This is a genomic window from Bacillus sp. CDB3 (genome assembly GCF_002081505.1).
Lineage (GTDB): Bacteria > Bacillota > Bacilli > Bacillales > Bacillaceae_G > Bacillus_A > Bacillus_A cereus_AT.
This window is the reverse complement of record NZ_ALBR01000033.1, coordinates 1-12,917: the sequence shown is the minus strand read 5'-3', so window position 1 is coordinate 12,917 and position 12,917 is coordinate 1. Positions and strand designations below refer to the sequence as shown.

The window sequence follows — 12,917 nt, the reverse complement described above, 5'->3', positions numbered from 1 at the left end:
ACATAACACTGTTACGCTGTAAATAGAATTTTATCACAAATAGCATAACAATGCGTAAAACAGACCTGTCTTTCACACAAAAAAGGCTCCTACACATCTCATAAAAAATGCGTAAGAACCCTTATATATCATAGCTTAAACCATATTTCATAAAAATCAATCCAACCTTGTGAATTAATTATTATATTTTGTATTTTTTCGTGTGAACTTACTTGCTGTTTGTTACGATACAAAGGAATGATATGAATTTGACGTAACAGTGTATCCTCAATATCGCGTAACAGTGTAAGTCGCTTCTCTACTTTACTCTCCATAAAGTACGGCTGCAATGTTTCGTTAAAGTTTATATTACTTTGCTGATGAATAAAACTGTTTTTTGTAAGAAACATGTATAGTAAACTCTCTTCAATACGCTCGCTAATTGTCGCACTATCATGCATAATATCAGCCTTTTGTATCGTACTTATTTGCAACAACTCTTCTGTTTCAAGAAATTCAATATCAATTTTAATTCCGTATTTCGTACACTCTTTTTGTATCCAATTGGAGTCTTCAACATGATCTTGTCCTGTAAATGTGTATAGTCGCAATGTTTCATTACGGTAAGAACTTTCTTTAATAAGCGTATTTATGTCCTCATTTATATGTATTGTACCACTCTTTGTTAGCACTAATTCTTCGGCTATCTCTCCGCGCGCTCCTTGTAATTCCGCAACAATCGCCTTGCTATGAATGATTTTAAATAAAGCTTTCCGAAACATCTTATCTTGCATGGGCCCTTCTTTTGCAGTATTTAACGTAATGTATGTTACATTCGACTCAAGTCGAGTTAGTTCTTTATGATGCTTTTCTATATCTTTATATCGTGCTTTCGCTAAAACATCGTACGTATTAACACTGTGCTCTACATTCCATAATTCAATTCGGTTGAGAAAAGGTCGCTCACGAAAATAATAATCATGTGCTTCTAGTACGAATACATCCTCATTATTTTCACATAACTGAAACGGTCCTGTACCAATTAAATTACCTTTTTCATCTTCACTTACAATAGAACACTGTTCTGAACTTAAAACATGTAAAAATAACTTATTATCTGTAGATAAATGAATTTCCACAATGTAGTCATCTAGTATATGTAAGCTTTCTACATGCTGTAACATCCAAGCATGCGGATTATTTTTAGCTTTCAAGAACCGTTCAAATGTGTGTATAACGTCATGAGCGATAAATTCTTTCCTGTTATGAAACTGAACACCTTTTCGTAAGTAAAAAGTCCATATATGTTTCTGATTATCATATTCCCAATAAAACGCAAGTCTTGGCTCTACATTGTTTGTATTTCCATCTACATACACTAACGTGTCATATATATGTTTGACCATATGACATTCCGAACGCATCGTAGCGTATACAGGGTCTAATGCAATGTCTAGATTCATTTGAACTTGCAAGCGGAGCACATCTTTTCTCCCTTGAGATGTCCTTTCAACTTGATAACCAAATATCGAATCTATCCAAGTTTGAAATTGAGTTTGGAGCGATGGGAAATACGAGCTGTACCTTTCAATAAACGCGTTTCCACTTTTTACGTCCCCTTGTTTCGTTATTTCTTTTCCTCTTTCTAAAATTAAAGAAAGCGGATGTTTTTGAAATAACAACTTTGAACGATTCCCTCTTCCTCGGCCAGGAAACCACACAATCCAATGTAATTCTTCTAATTTTTTTATGATTAGTTTACTATTTCGCTCTGTACAAAATAATGTTTCAGATATATTTTGTATTGTTATTTCTAATTGCTCCCCCTCTGATCTCCCTTTTCCGTACTGGAGCCATAGGTGCATATATTGCTCTAAAATGCTCATAAAACGCCCCCTAAAAGATGAAAAACCTTCCCCTTTCATTCTACCCTTTTTCATTTTCAGCTTCCATCTTATCATTTTAATATAGAAAGGAGGAATTAAAAATGAATCATCTTTTAAAACGTTATAATAGACCAATCCTCATTCGGTTGTTCGGTGAATTGTTAGTCCGGACGACTGAAGCAATGTTAGCTATCATTTTTATTGTTCACGTTAATAAAGTGTTAAATGGTAATGTCATCGTTACAATGCTTCTTTTCGGATTACAGCCTCTCGCTGATATTGTGTTTACATTAATTGCTGGAGGTGTAACAGATAAATACGGTCGTAAGAAAATCATGTTACTCGGCTTATTTTTACAAGCTTTTGCCGTAAGCGGATTCGTTTTTGCTGAATCCGTCGCCTTTTTCGCCTTATTATATGTTGTAAATGGTATTGGCCGCTCTTTATACATTCCGGCACAGCGCGCTCAAATTGCTGACCTAACAAGAGCAGAACAACAGGCAGAAATATTTGCGGTTCTGCAAACGATGGGAGCAATCGGCTCTGTAATTGGCCCATTAATTGGTGCTTTTTTTCTATAATAGTCATCCTGAGTACTTATTTATTGCACAAGGTGTGACTCTTACTCTTTATGCCGTGCTCGTATGGACGCAGCTTCCTGAAACAGCTCCACTCATGAAAAACGTTAATAAAACTAAAGAAGTATATTCGCCAAAACAATTTATTTCAAAGCATTATGCTGTGTTTGGACTTATGGTTTCTACGCTACCTATTAGTTTTTTCTACGCTCAAACCGAATCAAACTATCGTATATTCGCTGAAAGTGTATTTCCAAATTTTCTATTCATACTCATATTTATCTCTACTTGTAAAGCGGTCATGGAAGTGCTTCTTCAAATATTCCTTGTGAAATGGTCTGAACGATTTTCTATGCCTAAAATCATAGTTATTTCCTATACTTGCTATACGTTAGCTGCGATTGGCTACGGTTATTCCACAACAATATGGTCATTATTCTTCACATTGCTCTTTTTAGTGATTGGGCAAAGTATAGCTTTGAATCACTTACTACGATTCGTTTCACAAATCGCTCCAAGTCATAGACGCGGATTATATTTTTCTATATACGGTATACATTGGGATATTTCAAGAACTTGCGGGCCTTTTGTAGGTGCATTGTTATTAAGTAAATTAAGCGGTAGTACTCTATTTTATATTTGTGCTTTCTTATTAATAATTGGCGGTATTATTCAAACAGCTTTCGTTCAGTCATTAGAGAGAACAAAAGCAAAAGAGCTGTCCCTATAGGAACAGCTCTTCATTTAACCAGCCATATTATTTATGCTATCCTCCGGTGAGAACACAGAAATATGATGTACTTTACCAGTCGATTTCGGAATTATAAATTTCAATTCAAATTGGTCATTTACTTTATAAACGTATATTTTGTCATTACCATTTACTTTAACAGACGCTGGTTTTCCTAAAGCCTTTTCGATTTCTTGAAACGTAATCGATTTGAGTTCTGAATGATACGAGCGAACGTCAAATACTTGTGATCCTTTGTTAAAGCCAAATGCCACATTTTTACTTGTAAAAGTTGCATACATCCCGTTCCCCGCTTGATCAATCTTATCAGCTTTCCCCCACGCCTTCTCTATTTCTTCTATATCACCTGTATGCGCCGCATATGGAACATTAGGTACTTTACCTACTTTCGCTTGCTCAAATAAATCTTTAATATGATTAATTGATTTTTGATTTATTGCTGTATTGTTCGAATTAGAATCTGCTGTCGGTTTTGCAGAATCTTGATTTTTTAGTTTTTCCACAGGTTCTTTCTCTGCTTTTGGAGTGGTGTCCTCATTCTTTTTACTCGCTTCCGGTTTATCATTTTTTATTTCTGTATTATTTTCTGATGTTGGATTAGTTTGTTTCTTTTCCTCTGTGCTCTTACAAGCCGTTTATGCCATTGAACACGTTAAAATCAGAAAAAATATAAGTACTTTCATATATACTTTCATCATTTTCAGCCCCCTCTTCAACATATTCACTTTTGTAACCATTCCATTACACTACTCTTCAAATTATTTTCACTCCAAAAAGTAAGTGCTTCTCTTTCCCCGAAAGTATGTACTGCATACTCCATATAAGATGTTCCCAAAAAATAACCGAGTCGATTGTATCCGAAATAATCCCCGCCTGATAGACGGAACCATTCTTTCTCTTTTTCAGCTGTCCATCCTTCAATGTAATCTTGTAAAAAACGTTTCTTAATCTGCTTCTCATTTTCTTTATAACATTGGAACCATGGATCACCGTCACTATTATATGAATAGTAAACAGACTCACTTAAATCTTTAACAATTTGTTTTGACAAATAAGTTGCAACACCTTCACGATACAAACTTACCGACGCATCAGTCCATTCAGCATTAGTCCAATCCATCCGCTCTCTTGTAATACGAAATTATGATATATATGTCCGATTTCATGAGCAACGATAACACGAAGATGTTCCCTTACAGGAGATAATTTTTCTACCGCAAAATAGAAATCCCCAATAATCTGCCTTTCCACAAATGCATTGGAACCAAATGCGCCAACAAATAAATGAAATGTTACATTTACCTCAAGGCCAAATTGAGCACGATAGCCTTCACTTACTTCTTGAATAATAGATGGTAAAGTTTCCGAAATCATAAGAATATCTTCTAGTTTTGCAGGATACTTTTTAATCGCACTAGAAAGGCGTTCTTCTGTTTTCGAACAGTGAAACTTAAAATACTCTTCGAATGCTTCTGGGTGCATATCATAATATTTGTTCAAGTCATGTAATCCTATATCATTTCTTTCCAAAAGCTTTAAAAAGCTTGGAATTGTATTGTTAATCATCTTATTCATCTCCTTGTATACACACCTTCTCCCCTTACTTGTTACAATCCTCCTTATAAATCTTTAAATAAGCTGTCAAAAAAGCTTATTTAAATGCAAAAAACCAGCAGGAAATGATTAACCTTTCCCTGCTGGTTTCATATTGTGGATTTCTGAAGTTTAATCAAACCATTTGTCTCTATCAGAATTCCATTTATTGTTATGTAAATCGCAGTATTCATCATAATCATGAAAAGTAAAAAACTGCCCTATTAAAGGACAGCTTCAATTATGTATTTTATACTTCAATAGATTTACCATCTTCAACAATATGGTAAAGTAAGTGTGCTAAATGATGAATCGGACCATATTCTTCCTCTTCTTCATTTGTTTCACCTTGGAATTCAAGATCGTTTAAGTATAATGCTAAAAATTGATAGTATAATTTCAAATCAAATCCGTAGCAAGCACTTGGCTCTTCGTGATCTCCTTCATATTGTAACATTAAGTATTGATCATTTCCTTCTGCATCTTCTGCGTCAAAGAATACAAAGAAACCAACGTTTGTATCTAAATCAAATAGATGACGAGTACCTTTTTCTGTTGCTTTATTGAAGTCCTCTTCACTTAATTTATGTACTGTTGTCGCTTTTGCATTATCTTCTTGATGGAAATTTACTGTATATGATTTCAATGCTGACACCTCCTGATTGTATAACAGTAGCATAACAGATTAGACCACATAATTCAAAGGGACTGCTTACAAATGTAAACAGTCCCCTGTATTCATTTCCGCATTGCACGGAATATAAAGCTTACGATGAAAATCAAAACAATCGCGCCTATTAAAGCCGGAACAATCGCATATCCGCCTATAACAGGTCCAAATTTACCAAGTAACGCTGTTCCAAGCCAAGAACCGACAATACCCGCAATAATATTACCAATTACACCGCCCGGTACATCTTTTCCAGTAATTAAACTTGCAAACCAACCTAATATACCACCGACTATTAAAGACCAAATCATATCATTTCCTCCTTTATAATTGACCAATAAAAATTATAATTAGAAACAATTGCTTACCATTAGTTATGTTACATTTTTCATAAGTTATTCGTCCTTAAAGAAATCATATATTTCTCTAACCATTCAAGCCGTGTAAATTTATTCTTTGAATCAAATTTCAGCACGTATCGAACTTATGTTCGATAATTAACTAAAAATTCATTATAGTTAAAATAAAATAACTTTAAAATGGAGGATTCATTTGAATAACACTGACCTACTATTGTTAAATTTATCAGAAATACGAAGACGCAGTATAAAAGTTTGGACAGCTATCCCAAAAAATCGATTGGATTGGAGACCAGATACTGAAGCACTAAGTTGCAAAGAAATGATTAGACATGTACTAGAATGTGATTACTATTATTTACAAATATTAAAAAATCATGGCAAGGCTCAAAATGTACAATCTCCTTTTGAAACAAAAGCATTTACTACACTTGACGATGAACTTAATTTTTCTAAGCCTTTTCGTAATCAATTCATCAATTTTATTGCCTCTCTAGCAGCAGAGGATTTAACAAACATACAAATCGATCGTTCAGAACTAGCCGAACTTGGGTATACTGGCTATATTCGAAGTTTAGGGGACATGCTTTTAAGAATTGCATATCATGAAGGTGTCCATACAGGACAAATGTTATATTATATGCGGACAATGAATGTAGAACGTCCGGATATTTGGGACTGACTTTATATTTATAACCTTCAGTACAGATTGTTCTTTTACTGCTCAGATTCATATACTTATCTACACTAAGAACAATCTGGCTTCAATATCGTCCTCATAAATTCTTCCTTAAAGGCTTCATAACTAAAATCGACCGCAATTCTTTGTACAGGCCGATTATCAAATGTTGTCGGCTCAGCTATTTTTCTAAAATCCGCAACACTTTGACCTCTCGTTACATCATTCGTCGTACTAATCCAAACTGCCGATTTTTCATATTCAAAAATATCATCATTAATAAACGAAATAAACGGAAGTAAATCATGAATCGGACTCCCACCAATACCTGGATATTCTTTTTTGTAAAAGTTCTCGTAATAAAAATCAATCATTGGTTTAATGAGTTTCGCCTGCCCTGTACCTTCTTTATCAATAATATCGACCATTTTAGGGGTAATAAGAGCACGTTGTGTTACATTTAAAGGGTATATAGTAGCGTTCTTTGCATATTTCATAACAATATTCGCCGCAATTGGATCGCCGTAAAAATTAGCTTCCGATACTGGTGTTACATTACCCGGAAATAGAAAAGCACCGCCCATTATATAATAGGAACAAACCCGATTCATTAAATTGGGGTACAATAAAAATAATGTTGCAAGTGTCGTTAATCTTCCCGTCGCCACAATAATAATATCTTCTGGACAAGGCTCAATTAATTTACTCAATTCACAAAAATTTTCCCTACCACAAATCCTCATTTTCGGTGGTATGATGGGTCCTAAACCGTGATCTCCATGAATTTCAGGGAAAAATAAAGGTTCTTCAGCTGTCATCGGTTTACTGGCACCTTCAATAATCTTCACTTCTGTAGCATAGTATTTTTCTAAAAAATAAACATTTTCCGTGACAATTTTCCGTGATACATTACCATACTCTGCAACGATACCTATAATATCTAATTTGCATGTTTTATTCGCATAAATTAACGCTACTGCATCATCAATACCAAAATCTCCGAAAAAAATTATTTTTTTATTAACTTTTTTCACCCCTCTCCAGCATAATCTACTATCATTATTATGCGAAAAAGACAAGGCGGTGAAACGGAGATAATTAAAAAAGCCGCCTATTTATTGGCGACTTCAATCTTCTTATAAGATAAATATGCTAGTACATTTTTGCTTGAATCATATTTTGGATTATTCCCTTTTCTCGGTTCTCTCATATGTGTTTTTTCAAATCCAGGAATGTCAGGCATTTTCTTCAAAAATTCAATCATCTCTTCCTCAGTTCCCTCAATACGTACACGAATCATTGTTACTATTCCTCAATTCTCATTTTCTCTGTACTAAGTATAACGTACTTCGGAAAGACTGCAAGAAATTTATCTTTTTAATGTTGAACTTTTTTTACATACGAACAGTGCCATTTCAGTATAAAATGACTCTATTTTATTATTTTCAAATTTGATTTTAAAGAATTCCTGCATTTCATTTGATGTTTTCATCATACACTCTGTTAACTTTACGCGCTTTTGTACTGGCACATCCATCATATCGCACCACCAGTCAAAATCGAACTTCTTATCAAAAGTAATGCATGATTGCATTTGTAAACCATGTTTTTCTAATAAAGTAATCCATTCTGTTTTTTTCAAAGCTCGTTCATGGCTCGGATCTCGCTTCTTTTCGATAAAGTTATAAAATGTATCAAATTCATTATTTTCTGGTGAGACATTATCAATTAATATAAATAAACCATTATCTTCTAACGTACGATTGACTTCAATAATAAATTGCAAAGGATCAACAAAGTGATGTGCTGCAATTCGACATGTAATTGTATCAAAGGATTCTTCAGCAAATGGCAAACTTTCTGCATTTCCTGCTATAAAAGACACATTTCCATGCCCGTTCCCCTCTATAAAACCTTTTGCTTTTTCTAACATTTTTTCTGTTAAATCAAGAGCGACTACTTCTTTAAACATTGGGGCTAGCAAATTTGCAACATGCCCCCCACCAGTAGCAATATCAAGAAGACGAGTATTATGACGAGTTTCAACTTGCTTAACTACATATTGTAAATCCGGTCCATTTGCATGTATTTTACTTTTCACATACTTTTCTGCATTACTACCAAACTGTTGTTTCACAAGCTCTTCTTTACTCATTTTTATCATCTTCTTTCTATAAGTATTCATATAATTAATAAGTTCTCTTTATATAATTTCAAATCCTCTTTTAGGCTCCATTCCTTGTATAAGAGTACTAATATCCCCAAAATATAACTCTTACATTTTTAATTACAAAACAAAAAGGTTACGAGAACTTATCCCGTAACCTTGAAAAACATCTCTTACATTAGAGTACATACATTTATGTCTAAAAAATTTATATCCTCCTTTAACTTCATAAGAACTTCCACTTCCTTATAAGTAGCCTCTCTCGCATACAATCCAAATTGATCCATACCAACCCATATCCATCCTGGGGGTATCATAAAGTATATCTATGTTGAAATGATGCAACTTAGTAAGTTCTGATCTAATAAACCTGTCCCTACTAGCGATTTGCTTATCTATTAAACCATATTCTTTCCCATTTTCAGAAAGCGCTATAACTTTTCCTATTAGTGGATGTTCACGAACAATAAAGTGATATTCCTTTTCATCTATATTCGCCACAATCGTACGAGAATTGGATACATCAAATCCAGAATTCAGTACATTCATATCGATCAGCTCCTTTATTGTTTTCAGCAACATCATAACAAATGAATATTTAAATAATATTGATATAATGTAAAAAATATAAAGGCTGACTTCCCTTTAGAAATCAGCCTTTACACGTTATTCGTCTTTAAACTCTTTACAAAGCTTTATAATACTTCTTTTTCTTCATCATTTCCGGACACTAAATTCCCTATAGCATCCGCAGTAACTTCAACTACAAACTCACAAATCCCTGCTAAAACTTCACCAATTACTTCCTCCATCTTTCTACCCCCTAGTTTTATGTAACTTATTTGTAGTATAGAAGATATTGGTTTATTTTAACTATCGGAAAAGGTGACATGAATATTACAAGTTTGTAAGCTATTTCAATGTATTTTTAAATTTATACTTCTACCCTTTGAAACTTTAAGTATTATTAACAACCAGATAGGTCATCATAATATAAAGCAATTAAAAATCCTAATTTAGAGGAGGTGTGTAAAATATACTACGTAAAATTAATTAAAGGTCAATCTTTCTATGCTTTTGATCATCGATTCTTAGTGTCTCATGAAGAAGAGGTTTCGGAAAAAATTTTTAATTACTTACGCCGGAATGAATTCTTCGAAGTACGTAAAGAAGAATATTCTGCCTAAAGTATGAAAAGCATCAAGAATAACTCTCATAATTGAGAATTATTCTTGATGCTTTTATATTATCCCCATATACTCAACATTATTTTTCAATTCTCTTAAAATCTTCTAGTATTTGTCCAAGCTAATTTATCGTTACCTTCATATTTTAGTATATGAGGAGGTGACGAATATGACTCATATCATTGATTACCAAGCTACTCAACCTTTAAATAAAACTGGTGAAACAGCTTTTGCAATTCCCCATTCCCCAAACAAAGCAATTCTAGCTAATATTAAATTGAAATTTTCAAGAAAAGATTCACGTAATAATCGAGTAGAATTAATCGCTACAGTTGGAGTTAAAGGTATAACTGGTATATCACAAATATTATTTAGAATTTTCCGTGACAATACAGAAATCTTCAACGCTCAAGTAGGGATTGAATCTACAGATTCTGAGCAATTTTACGCGCAAACATTTCAAGCTATAGATCAAAATGTTGGCTGTGGAACACACGAGTATTCATTAACTGTAGAAAACCTTACTAGTGGTGCAAGTGCAGACATTGTTGGCCCTCTGTCTTTTAGCGGTTTAGCTATTGGACAAGATCATAAATGTTGCTAAGTAAATTTATTGTTTAACTTTGTATTTAAGAAAAGCGAGACGTAGTATATACGTTCTTGCTTTTTTATTTTTTCTATGTTTATCTTTACTATCAATTGGTATTTAAGCATAAGTTTTTTTACATTTTGAATTGCTTATTTCAGTACTTAACAAAGTAATTTTTTTACAAATCAAAAAAATTGAAATCCACTAATGAAACACGTAATATAGACTCTGACTCTAAAAAAGCACGTTAAAAAATAACGGATAAATAAGGAGGTTTTATATACGATTTTTAAATTATAAATGACTGCGAGGTTTTTAATTATGTGGCGTAATAAAAACGTTTGGATTGTATTAATTGGGGAGTTTATTGCTGGTCTCGGTTTATGGCCTGGTATTCTTGGTAACCTTGAATTTATGCAAAAATATGTCCCTTCTGATTTCATGAAATCAGTTATATTATTTATCGGACTGTTAGCTGGCGTTCTAGTTGGTCCAATGGCTGGTCGAGTAATTGATCAGTATGAAAAAAAGAAAGTCCTTCTTTACGCTGGATTTGGTCGTGTTATTAGTGTTATTTTTATGTTTTTCGCTATTCAATATGAAAGTATCGCTTTTATGATTGCTTTTATGATTGCACTTCAAATTTCAGCAGCTTTTTATTTCCCTGCATTACAATCTGTAATCCCACTCATCGTTAATGAACATGAGCTATTACAAATGAACGGTGTACATATGAATATCGGTACAATCGCTCGTATTGCAGGTACTTCACTAGGTGGAATTCTTTTAGTTGTAATGAGTTTACAGTATATGTATGCCTTCTCAATGGCAGCATACGCTTTATTATTCCTCTCAACTTTCTTCCTACAATTTGAAGACAAAAAATCAGCTACATCAAGTAAACAATCTGCTAAAGATAATAGTTTTATGGAAGTATTTCGTATTTTAAAAGGAATCCCTATTGCTTTTAAAGCACTTATATTAAGTATTATCCCTCTTTTATTTATAGCTGGATTCAATTTAATGGTTATTAACATTAGCGAAATGCAACATGATCCGACGATTAAAGGATTCATATATACAATTGAAGGTGTAGCGTTTATGTTAGGTGCATTCGTTATTAAACGTTTATCTGATCATTTCAAGCCTGAAAAGTTACTATATTTCTTCGCATTTTGTACCGCTGTTGCACATCTTTCGTTGTTCTTTAGCGATATAAAATGGATGGCTCTTGCCTCATTTGGTTTGTTTGGTTTTAGTGTTGGTTGCTTCTTCCCTATTATGTCGACAATTTTCCAAACGAAAGTAGAAAAAAGCTATCACGGACGTCTCTTCTCATTCCGTAATATGTTTGAAAGAGTTATGTTCCAAATTGTCTTACTCGGGACTGGCTTCTTCTTAGATACGATTGGATTACAGTATATGGTTCTAATTTTCGGTGTCATTTCATTGGTAATTATTTCCATTTCCCTTTCTAAGCAGAAACAATACGAAAAACAATCGTCACAATCTGCGAATTTATAAAACTAATACTTCTTAAGAATGGATCCCGTATTTTACTGGGTCCATTCTTTTTGAATTTCAAGGATTAAAATCTATTTTCTTTACGTAATTCAAATATTTAAAGGATTATCCCCAACTACTTTCGAATAAAATAAATTATAGATTTTTCAAAAAGGAGCTGTGGAATTGTCTGATGGCATCCAATTATTAATTATCCTTCTTTTTTCATTGGTCATGTTTGGCGTCCTTAATTTTTTAGCCATTTCCTTATCTCAAAATAACTTTAAAAGAAGGATTGTTGCAGGTTTCCTATTTTTATTGTTAACTCCCATTATCTTTTTGACTACTACAGCATTCACCTCTATATTCGATAAAGGTGGTTTGGGAGCAGCTAACCTAGTCTTCGTTATTGTAAATGTATATATTGTAAATGGAATTGTCATTCTTCTTTCCGCTTCATTTATCCTCAAAAAAACATAACATAAGATAGAGTACTAGGCATGAATCTAGCATTACACTAGATTCATGCCTTTTTATTTTGAAAATTTCACCTTTCTCCAAATTTTTATGTGAAATTTAAAAATTCTTTATAAAAATTTAAACTTTATTTTTTACAATATTCCTATCGTATTCGCACGTTTATAAAAACTAATAAGAAAGGAGTACACAATGAAAAAGCTTCTATTTATTTTTCCTATATTAGTCGTTCTACTTAGTGGATGTAGCAATAATGATATATACGGCTCTTGGGAGGTCATTGATAATAAAAAAGGTGAATGCCCTGTATATTATAAATTTGAAACAGTTGTAAAAGAAGAAAAGAAAGAAAAAATTGTTCAAAACCTAGTAGAGATGCATACAACGAATAAAAAAGAAGATTTATATAAAGGATCATTTGTAAAAAACTCTAACGTGTATCACATTGATTACGGTAACTCGTTTACATCAGATCAATCTATAAAAGTTGTCGATAATA

The 12,917-nt window shown here is 33.0% G+C and carries 12 protein-coding genes and 4 pseudogenes; 7 read left to right on the top strand and 9 right to left on the bottom strand.

What is annotated here, in order from left to right; all coding sequences use genetic code 11:
• Positions 1 to 128: 128 nt before the first annotated feature.
• Complete coding sequence (locus tag CDB3_RS10040; RefSeq protein ID WP_128854435.1) at positions 129 to 1,904, bottom strand: ABC transporter substrate-binding protein; 1,776 nt, start codon at positions 1,902 to 1,904, stop codon at positions 129 to 131.
• 62 nt (positions 1,905 to 1,966) lie between these two features.
• On the opposite strand from CDB3_RS10040, the pseudogene CDB3_RS10035 reads away from it, so the two are divergent.
• Positions 1,967 to 3,173, top strand: a pseudogene (locus CDB3_RS10035) (MDR family MFS transporter).
• A 14-nt stretch (positions 3,174 to 3,187) separates the two neighbouring features.
• Here the strand turns inward: CDB3_RS10035 and CDB3_RS10030 are convergent.
• From CDB3_RS10030 to CDB3_RS10010, 4 genes and pseudogenes are all read right to left on the bottom strand, one after another.
• Positions 3,188 to 3,892, bottom strand: a pseudogene (locus CDB3_RS10030) (YjgB family protein).
• A gap of 23 nt (positions 3,893 to 3,915) precedes the next feature.
• Positions 3,916 to 4,760, bottom strand: a pseudogene (locus CDB3_RS32270) (DUF5700 domain-containing putative Zn-dependent protease).
• A gap of 277 nt (positions 4,761 to 5,037) precedes the next feature.
• Positions 5,038 to 5,433, bottom strand: coding sequence for a hypothetical protein (locus CDB3_RS10015; protein ID WP_000844593.1), 396 nt, complete (start codon positions 5,431 to 5,433; stop codon positions 5,038 to 5,040).
• Between the two features lie 92 nt (positions 5,434 to 5,525).
• Complete coding sequence (locus CDB3_RS10010) at positions 5,526 to 5,768, bottom strand: GlsB/YeaQ/YmgE family stress response membrane protein (protein WP_002013368.1); 243 nt, start codon at positions 5,766 to 5,768, stop codon at positions 5,526 to 5,528.
• A 241-nt stretch (positions 5,769 to 6,009) separates the two neighbouring features.
• Between CDB3_RS10010 and CDB3_RS10005 the strand changes: the two genes are divergently transcribed.
• Positions 6,010 to 6,498 (top strand): DinB family protein, encoded by a 489-nt coding sequence (locus CDB3_RS10005; RefSeq protein ID WP_128854358.1) that lies wholly within the window; start codon positions 6,010 to 6,012, stop codon positions 6,496 to 6,498.
• Between the two features lie 65 nt (positions 6,499 to 6,563).
• Here the strand turns inward: CDB3_RS10005 and CDB3_RS10000 are convergent, their stop codons facing one another.
• The 4 genes and pseudogenes from CDB3_RS10000 to CDB3_RS09985 form a co-directional block, all read right to left on the bottom strand.
• Positions 6,564 to 7,529: a nucleoside hydrolase gene (locus tag CDB3_RS10000; RefSeq protein WP_128854357.1), complete on the bottom strand. Its 966-nt coding sequence runs from the start codon at positions 7,527 to 7,529 to the stop codon at positions 6,564 to 6,566.
• A 77-nt stretch (positions 7,530 to 7,606) separates the two neighbouring features.
• On the bottom strand, positions 7,607 to 7,795 hold the full coding sequence (locus CDB3_RS09995) for a DUF3970 family protein (RefSeq protein WP_097829465.1): 189 nt from the start codon (positions 7,793 to 7,795) through the stop codon (positions 7,607 to 7,609).
• A 69-nt stretch (positions 7,796 to 7,864) separates the two neighbouring features.
• Positions 7,865 to 8,650, bottom strand: a complete 786-nt coding sequence (locus CDB3_RS09990) for a class I SAM-dependent methyltransferase (protein WP_128854434.1) — start codon at positions 8,648 to 8,650, stop codon at positions 7,865 to 7,867.
• Positions 8,651 to 8,835: 185 nt separating this feature from the next.
• Positions 8,836 to 9,211, bottom strand: a pseudogene (locus tag CDB3_RS09985) (hypothetical protein).
• Positions 9,212 to 9,696: 485 nt separating this feature from the next.
• Here CDB3_RS09985 and CDB3_RS09980 point away from each other — a divergent pair.
• From CDB3_RS09980 to CDB3_RS09960, 5 genes are all read left to right on the top strand, one after another.
• Positions 9,697 to 9,849 (top strand): YqbF domain-containing protein, encoded by a 153-nt coding sequence (locus CDB3_RS09980; protein WP_080001761.1) that lies wholly within the window; start codon positions 9,697 to 9,699, stop codon positions 9,847 to 9,849.
• Positions 9,850 to 10,018: 169 nt separating this feature from the next.
• Positions 10,019 to 10,453 (top strand): exosporium protein ExsC, encoded by a 435-nt coding sequence (gene exsC / locus CDB3_RS09975; RefSeq protein WP_128854356.1) that lies wholly within the window; start codon positions 10,019 to 10,021, stop codon positions 10,451 to 10,453.
• A 306-nt stretch (positions 10,454 to 10,759) separates the two neighbouring features.
• Positions 10,760 to 11,962: an MFS transporter gene (locus tag CDB3_RS09970; protein WP_128854355.1), complete on the top strand. Its 1,203-nt coding sequence runs from the start codon at positions 10,760 to 10,762 to the stop codon at positions 11,960 to 11,962.
• A gap of 165 nt (positions 11,963 to 12,127) precedes the next feature.
• Positions 12,128 to 12,421, top strand: coding sequence for a hypothetical protein (locus tag CDB3_RS09965; protein WP_128854354.1), 294 nt, complete (start codon positions 12,128 to 12,130; stop codon positions 12,419 to 12,421).
• 189 nt (positions 12,422 to 12,610) lie between these two features.
• Positions 12,611 to 12,917: hypothetical protein (locus CDB3_RS09960; RefSeq protein WP_128854353.1), on the top strand; the 307-nt coding region annotated here is incomplete at its 3' end.

Coding starts and splice junctions, on each gene's coding strand:
- CDB3_RS10040 (WP_128854435.1), bottom strand. CDS start 1,904: ATGAAAGGGGAAGGTTTTTCATCTTTTAGGGGGCGTTTTATGAGCATT.
- CDB3_RS10010 (WP_002013368.1), bottom strand. CDS start 5,768: ATGATTTGGTCTTTAATAGTCGGTGGTATATTAGGTTGGTTTGCAAGT.
- CDB3_RS09995 (WP_097829465.1), bottom strand. CDS start 7,795: ATGATTCGTGTACGTATTGAGGGAACTGAGGAAGAGATGATTGAATTT.
- CDB3_RS09970 (WP_128854355.1), top strand. CDS start 10,760: ATGTGGCGTAATAAAAACGTTTGGATTGTATTAATTGGGGAGTTTATT.
- exsC (WP_128854356.1), top strand. CDS start 10,019: ATGACTCATATCATTGATTACCAAGCTACTCAACCTTTAAATAAAACT.
- CDB3_RS09990 (WP_128854434.1), bottom strand. CDS start 8,650: ATGAGTAAAGAAGAGCTTGTGAAACAACAGTTTGGTAGTAATGCAGAA.